Origin of the sequence: Pseudomonas sp. EYE_354 (assembly GCF_023148575.1) — a bacterium.
Taxonomy (GTDB): domain Bacteria; phylum Pseudomonadota; class Gammaproteobacteria; order Pseudomonadales; family Pseudomonadaceae; genus Aquipseudomonas.
On the sequence record NZ_JAHXNQ010000005.1, the window covers coordinates 267,296 to 291,851 of the forward strand.

General features: G+C 63.6%; 24 protein-coding genes. 13 read left to right on the forward strand and 11 right to left on the reverse strand.

The annotated features are described in order from the left end of the window. Positions 1-67: 67 nt before the first annotated feature. From KZX66_RS09390 to nrdR, 8 genes are all read right to left on the reverse strand, one after another. Complete coding sequence (locus KZX66_RS09390) at positions 68-796, reverse strand: transporter substrate-binding domain-containing protein (RefSeq protein WP_248078660.1); 729 nt, start codon at positions 794-796, stop codon at positions 68-70. Between the two features lie 65 nt (positions 797-861). After that, complete coding sequence (gene thiL, locus KZX66_RS09395; RefSeq protein ID WP_248078663.1) at positions 862-1,827, reverse strand: thiamine-phosphate kinase; 966 nt, start codon at positions 1,825-1,827, stop codon at positions 862-864. Positions 1,828-1,844: 17 nt separating this feature from the next. Next, a complete protein-coding gene (nusB, locus tag KZX66_RS09400) occupies positions 1,845-2,345 on the reverse strand; it encodes a transcription antitermination factor NusB (RefSeq protein ID WP_064454328.1) in 501 nt (166 codons plus the stop codon). Further along, complete coding sequence (gene ribE, locus KZX66_RS09405; RefSeq protein ID WP_003194576.1) at positions 2,342-2,818, reverse strand: 6,7-dimethyl-8-ribityllumazine synthase; 477 nt, start codon at positions 2,816-2,818, stop codon at positions 2,342-2,344. The genes nusB and ribE overlap by 4 nt, the downstream gene beginning before the upstream one ends. A gap of 88 nt (positions 2,819-2,906) precedes the next feature. Next, entirely contained in the window at positions 2,907-3,998 is a 1,092-nt protein-coding gene (gene ribBA / locus KZX66_RS09410) for a bifunctional 3,4-dihydroxy-2-butanone-4-phosphate synthase/GTP cyclohydrolase II (protein WP_248078666.1), read from the reverse strand. A 15-nt stretch (positions 3,999-4,013) separates the two neighbouring features. Further along, on the reverse strand, positions 4,014-4,676 hold the full coding sequence (locus tag KZX66_RS09415) for a riboflavin synthase (RefSeq protein WP_248078669.1): 663 nt from the start codon (positions 4,674-4,676) through the stop codon (positions 4,014-4,016). A 47-nt stretch (positions 4,677-4,723) separates the two neighbouring features. Then, positions 4,724-5,860 carry a bifunctional diaminohydroxyphosphoribosylaminopyrimidine deaminase/5-amino-6-(5-phosphoribosylamino)uracil reductase RibD gene (gene ribD / locus KZX66_RS09420; protein WP_248078671.1) on the reverse strand — a complete coding sequence of 379 codons (1,137 nt, stop codon included), beginning with the start codon at positions 5,858-5,860 and terminating at the stop codon, positions 4,724-4,726. Beyond that, positions 5,857-6,327, reverse strand: coding sequence for a transcriptional regulator NrdR (nrdR, locus tag KZX66_RS09425; protein ID WP_053258286.1), 471 nt, complete (start codon positions 6,325-6,327; stop codon positions 5,857-5,859). The genes ribD and nrdR overlap by 4 nt, the downstream gene beginning before the upstream one ends. A 139-nt stretch (positions 6,328-6,466) precedes the next feature. On the opposite strand from nrdR, the gene KZX66_RS09430 reads away from it, so the two are divergent. From KZX66_RS09430 to trxA, 3 genes are read left to right on the forward strand one after another with little or no spacing between them, the layout of a single operon-like run. After that, positions 6,467-6,922, forward strand: a complete 456-nt coding sequence (locus KZX66_RS09430) for a YbaY family lipoprotein (protein WP_248078673.1) — start codon at positions 6,467-6,469, stop codon at positions 6,920-6,922. Further along, positions 6,919-7,581, forward strand: coding sequence for a 50S ribosomal protein L11 methyltransferase (locus KZX66_RS09435; RefSeq protein ID WP_248078676.1), 663 nt, complete (start codon positions 6,919-6,921; stop codon positions 7,579-7,581). Before KZX66_RS09430 ends, KZX66_RS09435 begins: the two co-directional genes overlap by 4 nt. 32 nt (positions 7,582-7,613) lie before the next feature. Next, positions 7,614-8,486: a thioredoxin gene (gene trxA, locus KZX66_RS09440; RefSeq protein WP_248078679.1), complete on the forward strand. Its 873-nt coding sequence runs from the start codon at positions 7,614-7,616 to the stop codon at positions 8,484-8,486. Here trxA and KZX66_RS09445 read toward each other — a convergent pair. Beyond that, complete coding sequence (locus KZX66_RS09445) at positions 8,483-8,830, reverse strand: hypothetical protein (RefSeq protein ID WP_248078682.1); 348 nt, start codon at positions 8,828-8,830, stop codon at positions 8,483-8,485. The genes trxA and KZX66_RS09445 overlap by 4 nt on opposite strands. A 132-nt stretch (positions 8,831-8,962) precedes the next feature. On the opposite strand from KZX66_RS09445, the gene KZX66_RS09450 reads away from it, so the two are divergent. From KZX66_RS09450 to KZX66_RS09470, 5 genes are all read left to right on the forward strand, one after another. Further along, positions 8,963-9,574, forward strand: a complete 612-nt coding sequence (locus KZX66_RS09450; RefSeq protein WP_248078684.1) for a DUF2796 domain-containing protein — start codon at positions 8,963-8,965, stop codon at positions 9,572-9,574. Positions 9,575-9,580: 6 nt separating this feature from the next. Further along, complete coding sequence (locus tag KZX66_RS09455) at positions 9,581-10,291, forward strand: ABC transporter ATP-binding protein (RefSeq protein WP_248078687.1); 711 nt, start codon at positions 9,581-9,583, stop codon at positions 10,289-10,291. A gap of 1 nt (position 10,292) precedes the next feature. Further along, a complete protein-coding gene (locus tag KZX66_RS09460; RefSeq protein WP_248078690.1) occupies positions 10,293-11,558 on the forward strand; it encodes an ABC transporter permease in 1,266 nt (421 codons plus the stop codon). 11 nt (positions 11,559-11,569) lie between these two features. After that, positions 11,570-12,091 (forward strand): DUF3299 domain-containing protein, encoded by a 522-nt coding sequence (locus tag KZX66_RS09465; protein ID WP_248078693.1) that lies wholly within the window; start codon positions 11,570-11,572, stop codon positions 12,089-12,091. Between the two features lie 94 nt (positions 12,092-12,185). Further along, positions 12,186-12,884 carry an OmpW family outer membrane protein gene (locus tag KZX66_RS09470; RefSeq protein WP_017525975.1) on the forward strand — a complete coding sequence of 233 codons (699 nt, stop codon included), beginning with the start codon at positions 12,186-12,188 and terminating at the stop codon, positions 12,882-12,884. A gap of 125 nt (positions 12,885-13,009) precedes the next feature. Here KZX66_RS09470 and KZX66_RS09475 read toward each other — a convergent pair whose 3' ends face one another. Beyond that, positions 13,010-13,894, reverse strand: coding sequence for a sugar nucleotide-binding protein (locus KZX66_RS09475; RefSeq protein WP_248078695.1), 885 nt, complete (start codon positions 13,892-13,894; stop codon positions 13,010-13,012). A gap of 167 nt (positions 13,895-14,061) precedes the next feature. Between KZX66_RS09475 and KZX66_RS09480 the strand changes: the two genes are divergently transcribed. After that, positions 14,062-18,309: a DEAD/DEAH box helicase gene (locus tag KZX66_RS09480; RefSeq protein WP_248078698.1), complete on the forward strand. Its 4,248-nt coding sequence runs from the start codon at positions 14,062-14,064 to the stop codon at positions 18,307-18,309. Between the two features lie 87 nt (positions 18,310-18,396). On the opposite strand, the gene KZX66_RS09485 is transcribed toward KZX66_RS09480, so the two are convergent. Next, positions 18,397-20,493, reverse strand: a complete 2,097-nt coding sequence (locus tag KZX66_RS09485) for a mechanosensitive ion channel domain-containing protein (RefSeq protein ID WP_248078700.1) — start codon at positions 20,491-20,493, stop codon at positions 18,397-18,399. Between the two features lie 144 nt (positions 20,494-20,637). Here KZX66_RS09485 and KZX66_RS09490 point away from each other — a divergent pair, with 144 nt between their 5' ends. The 4 genes from KZX66_RS09490 to KZX66_RS09505 are packed head-to-tail and all read left to right on the forward strand — an operon-like array spanning position 20,638 to position 24,539. Continuing rightward, entirely contained in the window at positions 20,638-21,564 is a 927-nt protein-coding gene (locus KZX66_RS09490) for a DUF72 domain-containing protein (protein WP_248078703.1), read from the forward strand. Further along, positions 21,561-22,337 (forward strand): endonuclease/exonuclease/phosphatase family protein, encoded by a 777-nt coding sequence (locus tag KZX66_RS09495; protein ID WP_248078706.1) that lies wholly within the window; start codon positions 21,561-21,563, stop codon positions 22,335-22,337. Before KZX66_RS09490 ends, KZX66_RS09495 begins: the two co-directional genes overlap by 4 nt. Next, a complete protein-coding gene (clsB, locus tag KZX66_RS09500) occupies positions 22,334-23,596 on the forward strand; it encodes a cardiolipin synthase ClsB (protein WP_248078709.1) in 1,263 nt (420 codons plus the stop codon). The genes KZX66_RS09495 and clsB overlap by 4 nt, the downstream gene beginning before the upstream one ends. Then, positions 23,586-24,539: a lysylphosphatidylglycerol synthase domain-containing protein gene (locus KZX66_RS09505; RefSeq protein WP_248078712.1), complete on the forward strand. Its 954-nt coding sequence runs from the start codon at positions 23,586-23,588 to the stop codon at positions 24,537-24,539. The genes clsB and KZX66_RS09505 overlap by 11 nt, the downstream gene beginning before the upstream one ends. The last annotated feature ends 17 nt before the right edge of the window (positions 24,540-24,556 follow it).

Consider the following 24,556-nt stretch of genomic DNA (forward strand, 5'->3'; position numbering starts at 1 on the left):
CTTAAGCTGAATGATCGCTGATAAAGATCAATCGGTTCGATTGGCCTTCGTCCCGGTTCTATGCAGGTCAGAACGGATACGGCGCCTTCCAGTGCTGAAAAATCGGCTTCAGTTCGCCGCTTTTCACCTGGACAGCCATGCGCTGGTCGAACACCGTGCGCAGTGCGCGTCCACGCTCGGTGTCGGCAAAACCTACGTAGAGCGGCAGGTCGAGGATGTGGGTGAGGCGAAACGTGGAGGGGTCGGCGGCCTGACTGAGCACGTATCGGGCTTCGTTGAGGGCATCGATGTAGAAATCGGCCCGTCCATGCTGGAGCATCGGCAAAATGCCATCGCGTCGCTGGATCTGATTGAAACGACGTACATTCGGCAAGTATGCCTCGTACTTGTAACCCCGCACCCAGGCCAGGCGGTAATCACCCAGCGTCGCCGCGCTGGGGGTGGGCGAAATGGCCAGCCCCAGGGCGTAGATCGGGTCGAAATCGAAATGCCAGTGCGGGTACAGCACGCCTTGGACCTCGTCGCGGTAGGAGCCGACCCAGCCGTCCACTTCGCCGCGTTGGACCAACCCTACCGCGCGGGTGTACGGCTCAATGCGGGTTTGCAGGGTAATGCCGGCTGGTTCGAAGACCCGTCGCAACACCTCCCAGGCCAGGCCGCTGCCGTCGGCGTTGGTGTAGTCGCCCCACGCTTCACTGACCAACATGATGTTGCCCGGCACCGGCGGCGCATTCTGTGCCTGGCTACAGGTTGAAATGACCCACAGCAGTATCAGCAGCCAGCGGCGTACATGCATGGGTACACCTCCTGCAAGACCTTGCGTGCGTGATGACGTTATAGAGGGTAGCGCAGCACGCCGATTCAGGGCGTCTCGCGAAAATGTTGATAGCCACGGATGGCTGGGGTGATGTCCTGCCCGCGGGCGTCGAGCAGGGTTACGCCCTGCCCTGCCTCGACTCGGCCGATAACGTGCACCGGCCAACCTTCGGCCAGCAACGGTGCCAACTCGACGGGCGGTAGCGTGAACACCAGCACGTAATCGTCGCCGCCGCTCAATGCCGCCACCTGTGCCTGCTCCTCACCGACAAAGGCCAGCAATGCCTTGGACAACGGCAGCCGGTGCTGCTCAACAGACAGGCTGACGGCCGACGCCTTGGCAATGTGCCCGCAATCGGCCAACAGCCCGTCGGAGATATCCATCGCCGCCGTCGCCTTGCCCCTGATGGCCAGGCCCAACGCCAACTGCGGTTGCGGCGACCAGTAGTGCGCCAGCAGCGGGTCGGCGATGGCGGCAGCGGCGCTGCGTTGGCCCAGCACCAGCGGCAAAGCGCCTGCGGCGTTACCCAGGTCGCCCCCCACGCAGAGCAGGTCGCCCGGTTGCGCACCGCTGCGCGTCAGCGCTTGCCCTGCCGGCACGCGGCCAAACACGGTGAGGGTCAAGCTCAGGGGCCCGCGCGTGGTGTCGCCGCCCACCAGACCCACACCGCAGCTTTGCGCCATGGCGTTCAAACCCTGGGCATAGCGTTGCAGCCAATCGGCATCGACCGTCGGGGTGGTCAGGGCAAGGGTAAACGCGAGAGGGTTGGCGCCCATGGCGGCCAGGTCGCTCACCGCAACGGCCAGCGAGCGCTGGCCGAGCAGGAACGGATCACAGGGGTCGGCAAAGTGCACGCCGGCCACCAGGGTATCGGTGGAGATTGCCAGTTGCTCCCCAGGCGGGAGCGCCAGCAAGGCACAGTCATCGCCGATCCCCAACGCGATACCTTCGCCGCCCTGCGCACAGGGCGCGGCGGCGAAGTAATTGCGGATCAGCTCAAACTCACCCATGGGAACTCAAGCGCAACTCAGCGCTTGTGTTCCTTCACTTCGGCTTCACGCAGGCGCGGGGCCAGCTTGTCGAGCACACCGTTGACGAACTTGTGACCGTCGGTCGAACCGTAGACTTTCGCCAGCTCGATACCTTCGTTGATCACCACGCGGTACGGCACGTCGACGCGCTTGAGCAGTTCCCAGGTAGACAGGCGCAACACGGCCAGTTCAACCGGGTCCAGCTCTTCAAGGGTCAGGTCCAGGCACGGCGCCAGCGCCTTGTCGATCTCGTCCAGGTTGGCCGGCACACCGTGCAGGATGTCGTGGAAGTAGCTCTGATCGGCAAAGGTGAAGTCGTTATCGACACGAAATTGCGCTTCGATTTCGTTCAGCGAAGTGCCGGCCATATGGCGCTGGTACAGCGCCTGGGTCGCGAGCTGGCGTGCAGCACGGCGCTTTTCGCTTTTCGATGGCTTGCCGGCATCTGCCGGGCGCTCGTCGCGTGGGTTGAAGCGATCGCTTTCGTCGGAAATCACTTGGCCTCCAACTGCGACAGCAGGCTGACCATTTCCAGGGCGGACAAGGCCGCTTCAGCGCCTTTGTTGCCGGCTTTGGTACCGGAACGCTCGATGGCTTGTTCGATGGAATCAACGGTCAGTACGCCGAACGCGACCGGCACGCCGAACTCCATGGACACCTGGGCCAGGCCCTTGGTGCATTCGCCGGCCACGTATTCGAAGTGCGGAGTACCGCCACGAATGACCGCGCCGAGGGCGATGATTGCCGCGTATTCACCCTGTTGAGCAACTTTTTGCGCAACCAGTGGAATTTCGAAGGCGCCAGGGGCACGGATGAGGGTGATATCGCTCTCGCTCACGCCGTGGCGAACCAGGGCATCCACGGCACCGCTTACCAGGCTTTCAACCACGAAGCTGTTGAAGCGGCCAACCACCAGGGCGTAGCGGCCTTTGGGGGCGATGAAGGTACCTTCGATGGTCTTCAGGGTCATTCGACAAATCTCTTAAAGAGCCGGGACGCGAAAAGTGCGTCCCTCAGTGATGATTTAACTGCGAACAAGGGGCAAACAGCGCCGGCCTTTATTCGGAGGGCACGTATTCTACAACTTCCAGATCGAATCCGGATATCGCATTAAATTTCATCGGTGCGCTCATCAGGCGCATTTTGCGCACACCGAGGTCGCGCAGGATCTGCGAACCGGCACCGACGATGCTGTAGGTGGTCGGTGATTTCGCTGGAGTCTGCTCGGCGGTTTCGCGGATATGCGCCAGCAGCACATCGCCGTCCACCGGGTTGCCGAGCAGCAGCACCACACCGCTGCCGGCCGCGGACACCGCAGCCATGGCGGCGCGCAGGCTCCAACGGCCCGGTTGCTTGACCATCAGCAGATCGCGCAGCGGGTCCATGTTGTGCACGCGCACGAGGGTGGCCTCGTCAGCGCTGATGGTGCCCAGGGTCAGCGCCATGTGCACGTCGCCTTCCACCGAATCACGGTAGGTCACCAAATTGAATTGGCCCAGTTCGCTGTCCAGCGGCTGCTCGGCAATCCGCTGAACGGTACGTTCGTGGATCATCCGGTAGTGAATCAGGTCGGCGATGGTGCCGATCTTGAGGCCGTGTTCTGCCGCAAAGGTCTCGAGTTCGGCGCGACGGGCCATGGTGCCGTCGTCGTTCATCACTTCGCAGATCACCCCGCTCGGCTCGAACCCGGCCATGCGCGCCAGGTCGCAGGCCGCTTCGGTGTGGCCGGCACGGGCCAGGGTGCCGCCGGGCTGGGCCATCAGCGGGAAGATATGACCGGGGCTGACGATGTCTTCAGCCTTGGCATCTTTGGCGGCGGCCGCTTGCACGGTACGGGCGCGGTCAGCGGCGGAAATGCCGGTGGTCACGCCGGTGGTCGCTTCAATCGATACGGTGAACTTGGTGCCAAACCCCGAACCGTTGCGTGGCGCCATCAATGGCAGCTTGAGCAGTTCGCAGCGCTCGCGGCTCATGGGCATGCAGATCAGGCCACGGGCGTGCTTGGCCATGAAGTTGATGTGCTCAGGCTTGCAGGCCTCGGCGGCCATGATGATGTCGCCTTCGTTCTCGCGGTCTTCGTCATCCATCAGGATGACCATCTTGCCTTGGCGGATGTCTTCAACCAGTTCTTCGATGCTATTGAGCGCCACGTGGCACCCCCTTGGTCAGGATTTCAGGTAGCCGTTAGCGGCCAAAAAACTTTCAGTGATGTTACCGGCGGCGGGCTCTGCGGCCTTATCGCCCAGCAACAGGCGCTCCAGGTAACGGGCAAGCAAGTCGACTTCCAGGTTCACCCGACGACCCGGCTGGTACGAGGCCATGATGGTTTCGCTCAGGGTGTGGGGAATGATGGTCAGTTCAAATTCTGCGCCATTGACGGCGTTCACGGTCAGGCTGGTGCCATCGACGGTGATCGAGCCTTTGTGGGCGATGTACTTGGCCAGCGCTTTGGGCGCGCGAATGCGGAACTCCACGGCGCGCGCATTTTCGCTGCGCGAGATCACTTCGCCGACGCCGTCGACGTGGCCGCTGACCAGGTGACCGCCCAGGCGGGTGGTGGGGGTCAGGGCTTTTTCCAGGTTGACCGGGCTGCCGGCCTTGAGGTCGCTCATCGCGGTGCAGTCCAGGGTTTCCCGGCTCACATCGGCGGCAAAACCGTTGCCTGGCAACTCGACGACGGTCAGGCACACGCCGCTGACGGCGATGCTGTCACCGAGCTTGACGTCGCCGAGGTCCAGCTTGCCGGTTTCAACCAGCAGGCGCACGTCGCCACCTTTTGGGGTCATGGCGCGGATGCTGCCGATGGATTCGATGATGCCGGTGAACATGGGCTTCTCCTGGAGAACGGTACGGGCGCTTGAGCGCCCGGTCAGAATTATACGCTCGCTGCTGGCACAGGGATGGCAGTGACTCGCCAGTCATCGCCTACAGCACGCATGTCAGTGATCTTGAGTTGGGGGGCATCGGCCAGTTTCTCAAGCGGCCAGTCCAGCAAAGGCCGGGCGGCGGAGCCGAGGAACTTGCCGGCGACGAATATCACGTATTCGTCGACCAGCCCTTGCTGGGCAAATGCCCCCGCCAGGCTTGGACCGGCCTCCACCAATACCTCGTTAACGCCACGGGCGGCCAGCGCCACCAGCGCCGAACGCAGGTCGACCTGGCCTTCCACACCCGGCACCACCAGGCATTCAGGGCCGCGCGGGAACTGGTTTTCCGGCGTGACGCAGGTGATGACCAGCGCCGGGCCGGCCTTGAAAAACGGGGCATTGAGCGGCACCCGCAGGCGGCCGTCGATCAGCACCCGCAACGGCGGGCGCGACATGGCCAGGGCTGTGGTGGCTTCATCCAGGCCCAATTCGGCGGCGCGGACGGTCAGGCGTGCGCCATCGGCCAGGACCGTGTCGGCGCCAGTCAATACCACGCTGGCCTCGGCGCGCAGGCGCTGCACGGCGGCACGGGCGGCGGGGCCGGTGATCCACTGGCTTTCGCCGCTGGCCATCGCGGTGCGCCCGTCCAGGCTCATCGCCAGCTTGACCCGCACAAACGGCAGGCCCTGTTCCATGCGTTTGAGGAAACCCGGGTTCAATGCCCGCGCTTCACTTTCCAGCACGCCACTGCGCACCTCGATACCGGCCTGGGCCAAGCGCTGCATACCGCGCCCCGCCACTTCCGGGTTCGGGTCCTGCATGCCGGCCACGACGCGCGCCACGCCGGCACTCACCAGCGCATCGGCGCAGGGCGGTGTATGACCGTGATGGCTGCAGGGCTCGAGCGTCACGTACACCGTGGCGCCACGGGCCTTGTCACCGGCGGCGCGTAGCGCGTTGGGCTCGGCATGGGGTTCGCCGGTGCGTTCGTGCCAGCCTTCGCCGACAACCTGGCCGTCACGCACAATCACGCAGCCGACACGCGGGTTGGGGTGGGTGGTGTACACGCCCTTGCGCGCCAATTCGAGGGCGCGGGCCATGTAATGGGCGTCGAGGACGGCCTGTTCAGCAGACGGTGGGGTCATTTTTTTACCGGCTCACGGGCCAGGCGGTCGATCTCTTCGCGGAACTCGTTGAGGTCCTGGAAGCGTCGATACACCGAAGCGAAACGGATATAGGCGACTTCGTCGAGCTTTTGCAGCTCGCCCATCACCAGTTCTCCAACCACCAGGCTCTTGACCTCGCGCTCGCCGGTCGCCCGCAGCTTGTGCTTGATATGCGCCAGCGCCGCTTCCAGGCGCTCGACACTCACCGGGCGTTTTTCCAGGGCGCGCTGCATACCGGCGCGCAGTTTTTCTTCGTCGAAGGGCTGGCGGCTGCCGTCGGACTTGATCAGACGCGGCAATACCAGTTCGGCGGTTTCGAAGGTGGTGAAACGTTCACCGCAGCCAGAGGCCAGGCATTCGCGCCGGCGACGCACTTGATCGCCCTCGGCGACCAGACGCGAGTCAATGACCTTGGTGTCGTTGGCACCGCAGAAGGGACAGTGCATGGTGGCAGGCAACAAAAAAAGGGAGGGCCATGGTAGCGCATCCCCGTGGCAAGACAAGCCATAGCCTTTGCGGTATACAGGCGGGCTATTATGTTTCTAATCTTTCACGTCACGGATTTTGCCCTTTCTGGAGCCGTACATGCAGTTACGACCCTTTGTTTTACTCGCGTTGTTCAGTGTCCTGGTCGCCTGCAGCAGCGAAGCCCCCAAGCCGTCAACGCCTCAACCGTTGCCCGCGCAAGAGAAAAAAGTGCCCGGTATCGAAGACCTCGGCCCTCTGCCCGCCTACCAGCGTGAAATCAACGGCAGCCTGACCAACGTGCCCGCCGGTGCCGAAGTCGAGATGGCCTTGCTGGTGATCGACGACCGTTCGCGCCCTCAACAACTGCTCGCCAGCAGCGTGCTCACCGGTAACGGCAAGCCCCTGGCCTTCCGCCTGCGCTTCAACCCGGACGCCTTCCCGGCCGGCGCGCGCGTTGAAGTGCGTGGCCGCGCGAGCCAGTCTGGCCAGTTGATCCTGCACCTGCCCGCCGTGCGCATCACCCAGGCGATCACCCAGACCACCGGCCCCCTGGAGCTTGTCAAAGCCCCATGACGCCACCGTTGGACTTGCAGCGCGCCCTGAGCGAACTGATCGGCGACGCGCACTTGGTGCCCAGCCCGCTGCCGGGCACTGAGCTGTCTTTATGGCTGCTGGATGCGGACAACATGGACCGTGCGTTCAGCCAGGAAGAAACCCGGCGCATCCTGCATGAACCGCCCTACTGGAGCTTTTGCTGGGCCAGCGGCCTGGCGCTGGCGCGTTACCTGGCGGCCAACCCCGAATGGGTCGCCGGCAAGCGCGTGCTGGACTTTGGCACCGGCTCCGGTGTTGCCGCGATTGCCGCGGTTAAAGCCGGCGCGCTGGAAGTGGTGGCCTGCGATCTGGACCCGTTGGCTCTGGCGGCGTGCCGCGCGAATGCCGAACTCAATAACGTGGCGCTGGCGTATTCGGCGGACTTCTTTGGCGAAGCCGACCGCTTCGACCTGATCCTGGTGGCCGATGTGCTGTACGACCGCGCCAACCTGCCACTGCTGGACCAGTTCCTCAGCCGAGGCCGTGAAGCACTGGTAGCCGACTCACGGGTGCGCGACTTTCAACACCCGGCCTATCAGCGCCTGGAGATCCTGGACGCCCTGACGTTGCCGGACCTGGCCGAGCCCTGGGAGTTTCGCAAGGTGAGCCTGTACCATTCGCGGCGCCAGCCCTTATAGTTGCCCCATTCCCGCTTTATTCGAGACGCCCCATGAGTGAGCCCACGCCGTATACCTTCGACGTCACCACCGCCAATTTCGACCAGGCCGTGATCCAGAACTCTTTCGAAAAGCCCGTCCTGGTGGATTTCTGGGCCGAGTGGTGCGCGCCGTGCAAGGCGTTGATGCCGATGCTCGCGCAGATTGCCGAGAGTTATCAGGGCGAGTTGCTGTTGGCCAAGGTCGATTGCGAGGCCGAGCAGGACATCGTTGCCCGTTTTGGCATCCAAAGCCTGCCGACCGTGGTGCTGTTCAAGGATGGCCAGCCGGTGGACGGGTTCGCCGGGGCACAGCCGGAGTCGGCGGTGCGTGCGCTGCTCGCGCCACATGTGCAAATGCCGGCACCGAAAGCGGCTGATCCCTTGGTGCAGGCTCAGGCGTTGTTCGCCGAAGGCCGCATCAGTGACGCCGAAGCCCTGTTGGTTACGCTGCTGGGCGAGGACAACACCAACGCCGCCGCGCTGATTCTGTACGCGCGTTGCCTGGCTGAACGCGGTGAGCTGGGTGAAGCCCAGGCCGTGCTCGATGCGGTGAAGAGCGATGAGCATAAAGCCGCGCTCGCCGGGGCCAAGGCGCAGATCACCTTTCTGCGCCAGGCCGCCGACCTGCCGGACGCCGCCGAGCTGAAAAGCCGCCTGGCGCAAAACCCGCAAGATGATGAGGCTGCCTACCAACTGGCCATTCAACAACTGGCGCGCCAGCAGTACGACGCAGCACTGGAAGGCCTGCTCAAGTTGTTTATCCGCAACCGCAGCTACAGCGAAGGCTTGCCGCACAAGACCTTGCTGCAGGTATTCGAGCTGCTGGGCAACGATCACCCGTTGGTCACCGTGTACCGCCGCAAGTTGTTTGCCGCGCTGTACTAATCGCTGATCCAGCTGTACAGCGGCGTATCCCCGCCGCTGGCCACGTTGACCTTGGGGCTATGGCGCAAGCGCACCAACAGGCGCTTGGCCGCCGAGGCGTCGCCCGCCAAACCTTCCAGTTGATCGAGCAGTTCCAGTCCGCTGAGCTGCCCGGCATTGCGCAACAGGTCCTGGGCGCTCTGCCACAGGTCATCACGCTGCTTGACCGGGGCAACCGCCGCGGCAGGCGCGTCCGCCATGGGCGCGGGCTGTAACTGCGCGCCCAGCCGGGCCCAATCGCCGTCATCCAGCTCCAGCGTCAAGTCCACCGGCAGGTCGCCGATGGTTCCACGAATTCGCAACATCGTCCTTACTCCTGCACTTTTTCTGACGGGCATGCTCCCATGCGGCTTGCGCAACGCCAAGCGGACGGTCAAACTCTGCGCACTATTGTTATAAGATCACATAACATAACTTTCATGTTCCGGAGCCTTCCCATGCGTCGTCTGCTGCTCGCCTTGCCGTTTGCCCTGCTGCCACTGGCCATTGCCCATGCGGCGGACGAACATGACCACGATCATGACCATGAGCACGGCAGCCTCGGTGCCCACGAACACGGCGTCGGCCGTCTCAACGCGGTGCTCGACGGCCAGGCCCTGGAGCTTGAGCTGGACAGCCCGGCGATGAACCTGGTGGGCTTCGAACACGCGGCCACCAGCGCTGCCGACAAGGCCAAGGTCGCTGCCACGCGCAAACTGCTGGAGAACCCTGCGGCGCTGTTCAACCTGCCCAAGGCTGCCGGTTGCGTGGTCAGCACCCAGGAACTCAAAAGCCCGTTGTTCGGTGACAAACCCGAAGCGGATCACGACGAAGATGATGATCACGACCACGACGCCAAAGACGGCGCCCACGAGCATCATCACGATCACAGCGAAATCCACGCCCACTACCAATTCACCTGCGCCACGCCGACAGCCCTGAGCAACCTGGACCTGAGCCAAGTGTTCAAGACCTTCCCCGCCACCCAGAAAATTCAGGTACAACTGATCGGCCCAAGCGGCCAGCAAGGCGTTGACGCGACGGCCACAGCAGCCACCCTTAAGTTCTGAGTATCCATGACCCACGCATTGATCGAACTGGCTGACCTGGGCTTTAACTGGCCCGGTCACCCCCAGTTGCTGGACATCCCCGCGTTCCGCCTGGAAGCGGGGCAAACCCTGTTTCTGAAGGGCCCCAGCGGCAGCGGCAAGACCACGCTGCTGGGCCTGCTTGGCGGTGTGCAGAAGCCGAGCCGGGGCAGCATTCGCCTGCTCGGGCAGGAGCTGACCGAACTCTCGGCCGGCGCCCGCGACCGCTTTCGCGTCGACCACACCGGCTATATTTTCCAGCAGTTCAACCTGCTGCCCTTTCTGTCGGTGCGCGAAAACGTCGAGTTGCCTTGCCACTTTTCCAAACTGCGTGCACAACGTGCCAGGCAGCGTCACGGCAGTGTCCACCAGGCCGCCGCGGCCTTGCTCGCACACCTGGGGTTAAAAGACACAGGCCTGCTGGAACGCCGCGCCGACTCGCTGTCCATCGGCCAGCAACAGCGCGTGGCCGCTGCCCGTGCGTTGATTGGCCAACCGGAACTGGTGATCGCCGACGAACCCACCTCGGCCCTGGACTACGACGCCCGCGAAGCCTTCCTTCAGCTGCTGTTCGCTGAATGCCGCGACGCCGGCGCCAGCCTGTTGTTTGTCAGCCACGACCAGAGCCTCGCGCCGCTGTTCGACCGCAACCTGTCGCTGGCCGAACTCAATCGCGCCGCAACGCCCGCAGAGGTTTGAGATGTATTTGTTTCGTCTAGCCATGGCCAGCCTGGCTAACCGCCGCTTTACCGCGATCCTCACCGCGTTCGCCATCGCCCTGTCGGTGTGCCTGCTGCTGGCGGTGGAACGGGTGCGCGTCGAAGCGCGCAGCAGTTTTGCCAGCACTATCAGCGGCACCGACCTGATCGTCGGCGCGCGTTCCGGTTCGGTGAACCTGCTGCTTTACTCGGTGTTTCGTATCGGCAACGCCACCAACAACATCCGCTGGGACAGCTACGAGCACTTCGCCGCCAACCCCCAGGTGAAATGGGCGATCCCGATTTCCCTCGGTGATTCCCATCGCGGCTACCGGGTGATGGGCACCAACGAATCGTACTTCGAGCACTACCAGTACGGGCGCAAGCAGCACCTGGAACTGGCCAGCGGCCGCGCGTTCGCCACCGACCCGTTCGAAGTGGTGCTCGGCGCCGAAGTGGCCGACGCCCTGCATTACAAGCTCGGCGACAAACTGGTACTGGCCCACGGCGTGGCGGTCGTCAGCCTGGTCAAGCACGATGACAAACCGTTCACCGTGGTCGGCATTCTCAAGCGCACCGGCACACCGGTGGACCGCACCCTGCATATCAGCCTCGGCGGTATGGAGGCGATTCATATCGACTGGCACAACGGCGTGCCGGCTCAGGGCAAAGGTCGGATCAGCGCCGACCAGGCGCGCAACATGGACCTGACCCCGCAGGCCATCACCGCCTTTATGCTCGGCCTGAACAACAAGATTTCCACCTTTGCCCTGCAGCGCGAGATCAATGAGTTTCGGGGCGAGCCGATGCTGGCGATCCTGCCCGGCGTGGCGCTGCAAGAGCTGTGGAGCATGATGGGCACTGCCGAAAAAGCGCTGTTCGTGATCTCACTGTTCGTGGTGCTGACCGGCCTGATCGGCATGCTCACGGCGATCCTTACCAGCCTCAACGAACGCCGCCGTGAAATGGCGATCCTACGTTCGGTGGGTGCGCGCCCCTGGCACATCGCAACACTGTTGATCTTCGAAGCCTTCGCCCTCGCCGTGTCCGGGGTGATCGCGGGCGTGGGTTTGCTGTATGTGTGCATCGCCGCGTCGCGCGGGTACTTGCAGGCCAATTACGGCCTGGACCTGCCGATGTCCTGGCCGAGCGAATATGAATGGACGTTGCTCGCCGGTATCCTGGGCGCTGCGCTGTTGATGGGCGCCGTGCCCGCGTGGCGTGCTTATCGACAATCGTTGGCCGATGGCCTGTCCATACGTTTATGAGGAAGGCTTCGATGCGTCGTGCCCTGTTTGCGCTGTTGCTGTTGGTGGCCCTGCCTGTGTGGGCCGCCGCGCAGCCTAAAGAGTTGACCTGGTCGGAGCTGATCCCGCCGGATGCGCCACCGGAAGTGCCCGACATGCGGCCGCTGCACAACCTGTCGAACATGGCCGATGCCTTGTCCGTCGAAGCGGCGCCCGCGGCCAAGCAATCGTTGCCGAATGCGCCCGTCGTGCAGCAGCTCGATGGCCAGCACATCCGCCTGCCGGGCTACATCGTGCCGCTGGAAGTCAGCGAAGAAGGCCGCACCACCGAGTTTTTGCTGGTGCCGTATTTCGGCGCATGCATCCACGTGCCGCCACCGCCGTCGAACCAGATCGTGCATGTAAAAAGCGAGGTCGGGGTGAAGCTCGACGAGCTCTACCAGCCGTATTGGATCGAAGGGGCGATGCAGGTCAAACCGTCCACCAGCGAATTGGCCGACGCCGGTTACCAGATGGAGGCCGAGAAGATTTACATGTACGAACTGCCGGAATAATGCTGATTGCCCTTTCATTGAGCTGAGTCAACGGACAGAACGGAACGATCTTTACCATTGGACGTACAACTTTTAAACGTCCTCTGGAGCTCCCATGAACAAGTCCCTGCTCGGCGCGTCCCTCTTCGCGCTCGCCCTCGTCGCCCCCGTTGCCCACGCTCACGAAGCGGGTGACATTCTGATTCGCGCCGGTGCAATCACCGTGAACCCGAAGGCCGACAGCAGCACCGTCAAAGTTGACCAGGGCCCACTGGCCGGCGCCAACCTGGGCGGCAAGGCGACCATGAGCAGCGACACCCAGTTGGGTTTGAACTTCGCTTACATGCTGACCAACCACGTCGGTATCGAACTGCTGGCGGCCACGCCGTTTGAGCATGATGTGAAGATCAAAGGCACCGCCCTCGGCGCCGCCAATGGCAAGCTCGGCACGCTGAAACACCTGCCGCCAACCTTGAGCGTCGTGTACTACCCACTGGACAACAAGTCCGCGTTCCAACCGTACGTAGGCGCCGGTATCAACTACACCTGGATCTACGACGAACACGTCGGCAGCCGCGCCTCCGAAGCCGGTTTCAGCAACTTCAAGGCCGAGAACTCGTGGGGCTGGGCCGCGCAGATCGGCGCTGACTACATGATCAACGACAAGTGGATGATCAACGCCCAGGCGCGTTACATCGACATCAGCACCAAAGCCACCGTCGAAAACAACGCCGTGGCCCCCGGTACCCGCGCCAAGGTGAATGTGGACGTGGACCCAATGGTTTACATGGTGGGCATTGGCTACAAGTTCTAAGCAACACGGCCTGAACAATGTGGGAGGGGGCTTGCCCCCGATGGCGGTGGATCAATCAATGATTCTGTTGATTGACACCCTGCTATCGGGGGCAAGCCCCCTCCTGCATTGGTGTTGCGTTGGGTTCAGCTGCGCCGGTAGAACCGATCCAATAGCGCCGGCAAGCCCGCCCGCCAAGCCCGTGGCTTGATGCCGAAGGTGTGCAGAATTTTCTTGCAGGCCAGCACCGCGTGCTGCGGTTCGTCCGCCGCATCCGGGCGTGCCGCGTGGGCCTGGGCGGTGGGGGACTCGACGGCCAACGGATGATAGTTGCGCGCTTCGGTGAGGATCGCCTGGCCCAGCGCCAACGGCGTGGTCGCCTCGTGGCCAGCGTAGTGGTAAGTGCCCCACAAGGGCGCTGCGCAATCGAGTTGTTTGAGCACCGAGATGATCACCCGTGCCGCGTCGTCCACCGGCGTCGGGTTACCGCGGCGGTCGTCCGCCATCAGCAACTCATCCGGCTGCTCGGCCCGGGCCAGGAAGCGCCCCAGGGTCCCATCGACGCTGTCATCCAACAACCAACCGAAGCGCAGCAGCACATGCTGCGGGCAGGTGGCGCGCACGCTCTGCTCGATGCGCCACAACGCCTGGCCGCGCAGGCCCAGGGGCACCGGCTCGTCTTTTTCGCTGTAGGCGGTGGCGCGGGAGCCATCGAACACGCGGTAGCTGGACGGTTGCAGCAAGGTAATGGTGTGGTGCTGGCACAGTTCGGCCAGGCGTTCGATCGCGAACTCCTGGGCGGCCAGACGGGTCTCGCTGACCGCTTCGGCCTGGAACCAGTCGAAATAGTAGGCGAGGTTGATCAAGGCATCGGGACGGGTGTCGTCGAGCAATTGGGTGAGACTTGCGGCATCCCAGCCGTCTTGGGGCGGTTTGGGGGCGAGGAAACCGATGTCTTCCTCTGCACCGAGACGAATCAGCGCCTGCCCGAGGGCATTCCCGCCGCCCAGTAACATAAGGCGCATTCGCATAGATTGAGCAGGCCCGGTCTGTTTGGAACGATGGTTATTATCGACAGGCGTGTGCGCCGTGCCGCAGGTAATTGCCAGAATCGTTGCATTTTGCGGGTTTGTAGCGCAACCGTCACGGACAAACTGCGGGCTTGCAACTTGTGGGAGCCGGTGGCATCAATCACTGCATGAGCCTTTCTGAATCGACCGAGACGGTGCTGGACGACTTTCACCCCGCCGTCAGCGCCTGGTTTCGCAGCACGTTCCCTTCGGTGACCCACGCCCAGGCGCAGGCGTGGCCGTTGATCCGCCAGCGCCGCTCGACCCTGATCGCCGCGCCCACCGGGTCGGGCAAGACACTCACCGCCTTCCTCGCGGTGCTCGATGAGTTGGTACGCCAAGGCCTGGCCAGCGGCGGGTACCTGCCGGACGAGACGCTGGTGGTCTACGTGTCGCCGCTCAAGGCGTTGTCCAACGATATCCAGATCAACCTGCAAACCCCGTTGGCCGGGATCGGCCAGCAATTGCAGGCGCAGCATCTGCCCGCCGTGGAGATCCGCACCGCGGTGCGCACCGGCGACACCCCGCAAAAAGACCGCGCTCAGATGCGCAAACGCGCGCCGCATATCCTGGTGACCACCCCGGAGTCGCTGTATGTGCTGCTGGGTTCCGAGTCCGGTCGACACATGCTCGCCAGCACGCGCACGGTGATTGTCGATGAAATCCACGCCATCGCCGCCGGTAAACGCGGCAGCCACCTGGCCCTGAGCCTGGAGCGCCTGCAAGGGCTGTGCGCCGAACCGCTGACACGCATCGGGCTGTCGGCCACGCAAAAGCCCATCGCCGCGGTCTCGCGGTTTCTGGTCGGCACCGAGCGCGAATGCGCCATCGTCGACATCGGCCACGCCCGCCCCCGCGACCTGGCGATCGAAGTGCCGCCCGTGCCGCTCTCGGCGGTGATGGCTAACGATGTGTGGGAGCTGGTCTACGAGCGTCTCGCGACATTGGCCCGCGAACACCGCACCACGCTGATATTCGTCAACACCCGACGCCTGGCCGAACGCCTGGCGCGGCATTTGAGCGAGCGCCTGGGCAAAACCGCCGTGGCCGCCCACCACGGCAGCCTGGCCAAAGAGCTGCGCCTGGACGCCGAACAACGCCTCAAGGCCGGCGAGTTGCAAGTGCTGATCGCCACGGCGTCGCTTGAGTTGGGGATCGATATCGGCGACGTCGACCTGGTGTGTCAGATCGGCTCGCCGGGTTCCATCAACGGTTTTCTGCAACGGGTCGGGCGCTCCGGGCACCAGGTCGGCGGCACACCCAAGGGCCGCCTGTTCGCCACCACCCGCGACGACTTGATCGAGTGCGCCGCGCTGCTCGACTGCGTGCGCCGGGGCGAACTGGACACCTTGCACATTCCCGTCGCGCCGTTGGACGTGCTGGCACAACAAATCATTGCCGAAGTCAGCGCCAGGGAGTGGTCGGAACAGGCCTTGCTCGCATTGATCCGCCGCGCCGCGCCCTATGCCGGGCTGGATGAGCGCCATTACCAGGCGCTGTTGCAGATGCTCAGCGAAGGCTATAACGGACGCCAGGGCATCCGCAGCGCCTACCTGCACCGCGACGCCCTCACCCGCACCTTGCGCGGCCGGCGCGGCGCCCGGCTGACGGCCGTGACCAGCGGCGGCACCATCCCCGACAACGCCGACTACGGCGTGCTGCTCGAGCCTCAGGGTCTCAACATCGGCAGCGTCAACGAAGACTTCGCAGTGGAGAGCATCGCCGGGGATGTCTTCCAGCTCGGCAATACCTCCTACCGCATCCTGCGGGTGGAGGCCGGCAAAGTGCGGGTCGAAGATGCCCACGGCCAGCCGCCGACCATTCCGTTCTGGCTGGGCGAGGCGCCGGGCCGCAGCCAAGCGTTGTCGATGGCCGTGGCGCGCCTGCTGGGCCACATGGATGCGCTGCTGAGCGCAACGCCGGGCGATCTGCAGCCCGCGCAAGACTGGCTCACCGACGACCTCGGCCTGGATCGCGCCAGCGCCGAGCAAATCCTCGACTACCTGGCCCGCACCCGCCTGGCCCTGGGCGCCTTGCCCTCCCAGGACACGTTGATCATGGAGCGCTTTTTCGACGCGTCCGGCGGTACGCAGTTGATTATCCACACGCCGTTTGGCAGCCGCCTCAACCGCGCCTGGGGCCTGGCCCTGCGCAAGCGTTTTTGCCGCACCTTCAACTTCGAATTGCAGGCGGCGGCCAGTGAGAATGCGATCGTGCTGTCGCTGTCCACCAGCCACAGCTTTGCGCTGGACGAAGTGTGGCGCTATCTGCACAGCAACAGCGCCGAGCACCTGCTGATCCAGGCCGTGCTCGATGCGCCGCTGTTCGGCGTGCGCTGGCGCTGGAATGCCGGGGTGGCCCTGGCGTTGCCGCGCTATACCGGAGGGCGCAAAGTGGCGCCGCAGATTCAGCGGATGAAAAGCGAAGACCTGATCGCCAGTGTGTTTCCCGACCAGATCGCCTGCCTGGAAAACCTCGCCGGCGAGCGCGAAGTGCCGGAACACCCGCTGGTGGAGCAGACCCTCGACGATTGCCTGCACGAAGCCATGGACAGCCACGCCTGGCTGGCTCTGCTGCGGCGTATGGAGCGTGGCGAGGTGCGCCTGATCAGCCGCGATCTGCCCGCCCCTTCGCCCATGGCCGCCGAGATTCTCAGTGCGCGGCCCTACACCTTCCTCGACGACGCACCGCTGGAAGAGCGCCGCACCCAAGCCGTGCTCAACCGGCGCTGGAGCGACCCGCACAGCACCGACGACCTTGGCGCACTGGATGCCGAGGCCATCGCCGGCGTGCGCGAAGAAGCCTGGCCCGCGCCCCATGGCCCGGATGAGATGCACGAGGCATTGATGAGCCTGGCGTGCATCGCCGACCAGGAGGCCACACCGCAATGGGACGCCTGGCTGCAGGCCCTGGCCAAGAGCGGGCGCGCGCATCGCTTGCACAACGGCCTGTGGGTGGCGGTTGAACGCTTGAGTTGTGTGCAGGCGATTTATCCCAACGACCTGCCGCTGCTACCGGGTTTCGATGAGTCGTGGACCTATGATGCGGCGCTGCTGGAACTGGTGCGCGCACGCCTGAGTGGTTTCGGCCCGCTGAGCCTGATCGAGATCGCCGCGCCCCTGGGGTTGCCGGTGGCCGATATCACGCAGGCACTGGCCCGGCTGGAGCAGGAAGGTTATGTGCTGCGCGGCCGCTTCTGCCCGGATGCCACGCAGGAGCAATGGTGCGAACGCCACCTGCTGGCGCGCATTCATCGCTACACGGTCAAGCGCCTGCGGCGCGAAATCGAACCGGTAGCGTTGCAGGACTTCATGCGTTTTCTGTTCGACTGGCAGCACCTGTCCGAGGCCACCCGTGGCCAGGGCAGCGCGGTGTTGCCGCAGATCGTCGCGCAGCTCGAAGGCTACGCCGCCGCCACGTCGGCCTGGGACAGCGACTTGCTCAGTGCACGGGTCAAGGATTACACCGGCACCTGGCTCGATGACCTGTGCCGCAGCGGCAAACTGGTATGGACACGCCTGAGCCACAAGGGCGGCGCCATGGCATTGCGCAGTACGCCGGTGGTGTTACTGCCACGCAGTCAGGTGGCGTTGTGGAGCGGGCTGACCGAACTCACCGACAGCACCACCCTGTCGCCCAAGGCCCAGAAGGTCCACCTGGCCCTGCGCGAACACGGCGCGCTGTTTTTCGATGAACTGGTGCACGAGGCGCACCTGCTGCGCAGCGAACTGGAGAGCGCCCTGCAAGAATTGGTCGGTGCGGGCCTGGTGAATGCCGACAGCTTCGCCGGGCTGCGCGCTCTGACCACGCCGGCCAGCAAACGCCAGGCGCGCAGCAGTCGGCGCGGACGCGGCGCGTTTATCGGCGGCATGGACGATGCCGGGCGCTGGGCCTTGGTGCGACGCTCACCCACCGCTGCCGGCCCGCACTCGGCCGAGACGCTGGAACATATCGCCATGACCTTGCTGCGTCGTTATGGCGTGGTGTTCTGGCGGCTGCTGGAGCGTGAGGCGGACTGGTTGCCGAGCTGGCGCGAATTGCTGCGCACGTTCCATCGGCTGGAGGCACGCGGCGACATTCGCGGCGGACGCTTTGTCAGCGGCCTGGCGGGGGAGCAGTTTGCATTGCCGGAGGCGATCCCGCTGCTGCGCGAAGTGCGTCGCAGGCCCCATGACGGCAGCTTGATTGCGGTCTGCGGCGCAGACCCGTTGAACCTGGTGGGCACCTTGCTGCCGGGCACCAAGGTGCCAGCGGTGAGTGGCAATCGGATTGTGTACCGGGACGGGGTGCCGGCGGCGGTGATGGTGGCCGGCAAGCAGCAGATGTTGCTGGACGTGGACCCGTTGGCGGTGCAGGAAAAGTTGATCAGGCACTGAAACCTGAGCGAGCTTGCCCTGCGCCGGGGTGCGCAACAGCTCCAACAAGATCACCGCCGCCTGTCAGGACGAACCCAGGTAAAGCTGTCAGGACTGCCCGGTGGATGCCCCCGGAGCAGGCACCGCCTCCCCCCCTTCGTCCACCTTTAACGCACGCGTGGGCAACAGAACCTGCTGTGGATAAGTTTGCGCGAAGTGCACCTCTGCGCAGTTATCCACAAGCTTTTTCAAGCGCTGGTTAAACGCGCGGCTGACGGCATATTGCCCGCCCGACACGGTACGGAACTGCGCGGTCAGCACCACGCCGTTGAGGTCCATCCTGTCGACGCCGAACACCTCCAACGGACCTTGCAGGTTGTACTTGAGGAATACGTCGTCGCGAATCGACTGCCCGGCTTCGCGGATCAGCTCCACGGCCTTGTCCACGTCGGTGTCGTAGGTGAACTGCACCGAGAAGAACGCATAGGCGAATTGCCGCGACTGATTGGTTACGGCCTTGATCTGCCCGAACGGCACCGAGTGCACAAAGCCCTTGCCGTCGCGCAGGCGCAGGGTGCGGATGGTCAGGCCTTCGACGGTGCCGGCGTGGCCCGAGTCGAGCACCACCCAATCGCCGATCGACAGGGTGTCTTCGATGATGATGAACAGCCCGGTGATCACATCCTGCACCAGTTGCTGGGAGCCGAAACCAATGGCCAGCCCGACCACCCCGGCGCCCGCCAGCAGCGGCGCGACGTTGATGCCCAGGTTGGCCATGGTGGTAATCGCGCAGATCACCACCAGGATGATCTTCACCGCATTGCGCAGCAACGGCAGGATGGTTTTGACCCGCGTGCTAGGCTGGCGGCTGGAGCGTTTGTTGACCGGTGGTTTGAGTGCCTCCTGGATCGCGGTGTCGAGCACCACCCAGAACAGCCAGGTCATCAGCAGGATCAGGCCGATGCTGCTGAGCGAGTTGCTGATGGCACGGCCTATGGAGTTGCGTTCGGCAAACTCAAACAACGACACGCCCCAGATCCGCCCCAGCACCTCGATAAACGCCACCGCCATGACGATGCGCAGCACCGCGTGCAGCAAGCTGAGGAAGCGCTCTTTATAGGCACTGCTGCGCTGGATCGCCACCTGGCTGCGGGACTTGAACAGGTGCTGCAGCACCGTACTGAGAAACACTGTGCCGATCAGCAAAATCGTGGTGAACAGCGCACAGCGCAAGACCTTTTGATTATCGTCACCGGCGCCGATCAGGTTGATCGCCGAGACCAGCACCATCAACAAAATCGGCCAGTACCAGAGCCCCGAGAAAATCCGCAGCGACTGTTGCAACGCCGGGTGCTTGAGGCGTTGGGCCAACGACCGATTACGGATCAGATGCGCCACGGGACGGCGCAGCCGCACCACCAGCACACCGAAAATCAGCGTGGCGAACAACGCGGTAAACACCGCGATGCCGCTGGTGATATTGCCGCCGAACTGACGGGCGATCTGCGGGCTGGTCAGGGCGTCGCTGAGCGCGGCGAGAAAGCCGATCAGAAACAGCGGTTTGGGACAGTAGTCACGAATAATCCGTACGGCCGTTCGCTTGTGGCCGACGTTGAACATCACGATCACGCACAGCAGCAGCGAGGTGGAAAATATGCCGCTGCTGGTGGCGTAGGCAAAACACAGCGCCAGCGCGCGGCCGACGGAGGTGTCCAGAAAGTGGCTGACGTACAGGGTCAACGGCAGGCAGACGATCGCCGCAATCGTATAGGGCAGCCCGTAGCCCAGCACCGCCAGCAAGCGCCCGCGCCGCTCGAAAAATATGCGCCGGCTCAGCCGTCCCACGATGAAGCGCCCCAGCAGCGTCAACAGCGTAAAGGCGCCGATCCACACCCCGGACAGCAACAGGAAATCCCCGGCCACGCTCCACGGCGAGCGCGCGGCGGTCTGGTCCACCAGGCGTCCGACTTCATTCGCGGCCCGGTCGGCACGCAGGCGCCATTCATCGATGACGTTCTGGTTCAGATCGAGTTTCTGTTGCACGTCATCGATGCTGGAACTGATGGCCCCGAGCAGGCCGCCCTCTACCAGCAATTCCGGCTTGGCCGGTGCCTCGGGTTCGGGCGCGGTCGCCGCGGCCTGCAACGCGCCGCTGGAGCAAAACAGCAGTGCGCCAAGCAGTAATGCAGTCTTGAGATTCAGCAAAACACCGGCCTCGTTCAGAAGGGTCTGTAAGGAACTGACGGGTTTGCGCCACGATCGTTCCCGGGTGCCGTCTGTAGGCGCAGCGAAACTTTCACGCAAATCTCGCAGTCATCCCTCAACGACCCTATTCCCATGGGAGCAATCATGGCGGCGATTCACATCGGCATTTCCGGCTGGCGCTATAAGCCCTGGCGCGGGGACTTCTACCCCGAGGGGCTGACTCAAAAACGCGAGTTGCAGTTTGCCTCACGTGCCGTCAACAGCATCGAAATCAACGGTTCGTTCTATGCACTGCAAACGCCAGCGCGCTATGCCGAGTGGTATGCCGATACGCCTGAGGACTTCATGTTCAGCGTCAAGGCGCCGCGTTACATCACGCATACCCTGCGCTTGAACGACGTGCACGGGGCGCTGGCGAATTTCTTCGCCTCCGGTGTCTTGGAATTGAAAGACAAGCTCGGGCCGTTCCTGTGGCAGTTCCCGCCCAGCTTCAAGTTCGATCCGCTGCTGTTTGAGGCTTTCCTCAAGCAGTTGCCAGCCGACACGCGACAGGCCGCCGCCCTCGCCCGTCAGCACGAGCCACGCCTGAACGGCAAAGCGAGCCTTAAGCCCCACGGCACACGCCCGGTGCGCCACGCGGTGGAGATTCGCCACACGAGTTTTGCCGTACCGGAGTTTGTGCAACTGCTGGACAAATACGGCGTGGCCCTCGTGGTCGCAGACACGGCCGGCAAGTGGCCGTATCTCGAAGATGTGACCGCCGACTTCGTGTACCTGCGCCTGCACGGCGACAAGCAGTTATACGCCAGCGGCTATACCGACGAAGCCCTCCAGCGCTGGGGGGATCGCATTGACTGCTGGCGCCACGGCAAACAGCCGGCGGATGCGCACCTGGCCGCCCCGCAGCACAAGCCCCGCGCACGCAAAAGTCGCGATGTGTTGTGTTTTTTCGACAACGACATCAAGGTCCTGGCCCCCTTCGATGCGCGCCACTTGCTAGAGCGTTTCGACCTGGACAAGCACCTCGCCACGGCGCCAGGAAAACTGCCTGAGCCGGGAGTCCTGCCATGACGCACCCTGAACTGATCCCCGTGACACCAAGCGCCGCCATCACGCATTTCACGGTGCTGACGGTGAATATCCACAAGGGTTTCACCGCCCTGAATCGTCGCTTCATCCTGCCTGAATTGCGTGAAGCGGTACGCAGCGTGGGCGCCGACATCGTGTTTTTGCAGGAAATCCACGGCACCCACGAACGCCATCCGCAGCGCTACAGCGATTGGCCGAACATGCCGCAGTACGAGTTCCTCGCCGACAGCATCTGGCCGCAGGTCGCGTACGGGCGTAACGCGGTCTACCCGCATGGCGACCACGGCAATGCGCTGTTGTCCAAGTTCCAGATTGTGAGTTACGACAACCTCGATATTTCCCAGAGCGGCCATGAAAACCGAGGGCTGCTGCACTGCGTGCTGCGCCTGCCGGGCACCGGGCAAAAGGTGCACGCGATCTGCATGCACCTGGGGCTGCGCGAGGTGCATCGCCAGCAGCAATTGCGCCTGCTGGAACAGCGTATCCGTGAGATTCCCGCCGATGCGCCGCTGGTGGTTGCCGGCGATTTCAACGACTGGCGCCAGCGCGCCGACCTGAGCCAGAGCGGCCTTACGGAGGTGTTCGTGCAGGCCAACGGTAAACCTGCGCGCACCTTCCCGGCGCGCCTGCCGCTGCTGGCGCTGGACCGCATCTACGTACGCAACGTGAAGGTGCACCAGCCACGGGTGCTGAATACGCGCCCGTGGTCACATTTGTCAGACCACGTGCCGTTGTCGGTGGAGATTGAACTATGAACATCGCAGTCGAGCACATTTCCACCGACCAGCCACCGGATGACGCCAAGGCTCGCGATTTGGACTACGGCTGGCAGAGCGGCAACCAGCTCGAGTTGCTGGAAAATGGCGAGGCGTATTTCCCGAAGGTGTTCGAGGCCATGCGCCAGGCCCAGCGCGAAATCCTGCTGGAGACCTTCATTCTTTTCGAGGACAAGGTGGGACATGAGCTGCAAGGCATCCTGATCGACGCGGCGCGGCGTGGCGTGAAAGTGGTCGCGAGCCTCGACGGTTTTGGTTGCGGCGAGCTGAGTGCGTCGTTTCTCAAAGAATTGGCGGACGCCGGCGTGATGGTGCAACTGTTCGACCCCGCATCCAAGACCTTGGGTATCCGCACCAATTGGTTCCGCCGCCTGCATCGCAAGATCGTCGTGGTGGATGCCACCGTGGGGTTTATCGGCGGGATCAATTTTTCGGCCGATCATCTGGGGGATTTCGGCCCCGAAGCCAAACAGGATTACGCCGTGCAGGTGACGGGGCCGGCGGTGGCCGACCTGCATCATTTCGCCCTCGCACAGAGCGGGCGCCAGGTGCGCGCGCGGCGCGGTTGGCGGCGGCGCCAGCAACGGCCCTCGGCATGGCCAGCCGATAACGGCGACGGTCTGGTGCGCCTGATCTACCGCGACAACCTGCAACACCGCGACGACATTGAAGAAGCCTACATCCATGCTTTGAGCAAAGCCCGCACACGCGCGGTGATCGCCAACGCCTACTTCTTCCCCGGCTATCGCCTGTTGCGTGAAATTCGTAACGCGGCGCGCCGGGGCGTCAAGGTGCAGTTGATCATGCAAGGTCAGCCTGATGTGCTGCTGGCCAAGCTCGCGGCACGCATGCTCTATGACTATTTGCTCAAGGACGGTGTGGTGATCCACGAATATTGCCAACGACCACTGCACGGCAAGGTGGCGTTGGTAGATGACGAATGGGCGACCGTGGGCTCCAGCAATCTGGACCCGTTGAGCCTGTCGCTGAACCTGGAAGCCAACGTGCTGATCCGCGACCGCGCGTTCAATCAGTGTTTGTACGAACGCTTGCAAGCACTCGCCGAAGAGCATTGCCAGACCATGCCGGAAAACCGCAAGCCGCGCCTGTGGCTATGGCGCTTGACCGTGGGTTTTCTGGTGTTTCATGTGATGCGTCACTTCCCAGCGCTGACCGGCTGGCTGCCGGCGCATAAACCGCGTCTGAAACCTTTTGAGAGCCACGCCCATGACGTCTGATACCGGCGGTTCGCGTTTCAAGCGCTGGAAGAAACCGTTGACCATCGTTTTTTTCCTGCTGCTGATCGTACTGTTCACCCTGCTCGCGCGGCGCATCGACTGGAGCGAGGTGTTCCAGACCCTCGGCGACTTCAAGCTGCGCACGTTGCTGATCGCCAGCGCGCTGACCCTGTGCAGCTTCCTCGTCTACGCCTGCTTCGACCTGATCGGTCGCACTTACATCGGCCAGAATCTGCGCTGGAAACAGATCCTGCCGGTGGGGGTCATCAGCTACGCGTTCAACCTCAACCTCAGCGCGTGGGTGGGCGGGATCGCGATGCGCTACCGGTTGTATTCGCGGCTGGGGGTGAGCACCAGCAACATCGCGAAAATTCTGGGGCTGAGCCTGGCCACCAATTGGTTCGGCTATATGGCGCTGGCCGGTGCGGTATTCAGCAGCGGGCTGGTGACCATGCCACCGGGCTGGAAGCTCAGCAGCGGCGCGCTGCAAGGCGTCGGTGTGTTGTTGGTGCTGGCGAGCCTGGGGTATCTGGCGGCGTGTCGGTTTTCGACGAAGCGTGCCTGGTCGGTCCGTGGCATTGAGATCAACCTGCCGTCGTTGCGCATGGCGTGCCTGCAATTGGCCCTTGGCGCGTTGAACTGGTCGCTGATGGCGGCGGTGATTTTTACCCTGCTGCCGGCCAAGCTGGATTATCCGCTGGTGCTCGGCGTGTTGCTGATCAGCGCGATTGCCGGCGTGGTGACGCATATCCCCGCCGGACTCGGGGTTCTGGAGGCCGTGTTTATCGGGTTGTTGCAGCATGAGGCATCACGCGGCAGCCTGCTGGCCGGGTTGATTGCGTATCGGGCGATTTATTTTATTTGCCCGCTGTTGATCACCCTGGTGATGTACCTGGGCGTGGAGGCCAAGGCCAAGTCGTTGCGGGTGAAGAAGACCGCCTGACGGCGCGCTAAGGGCAG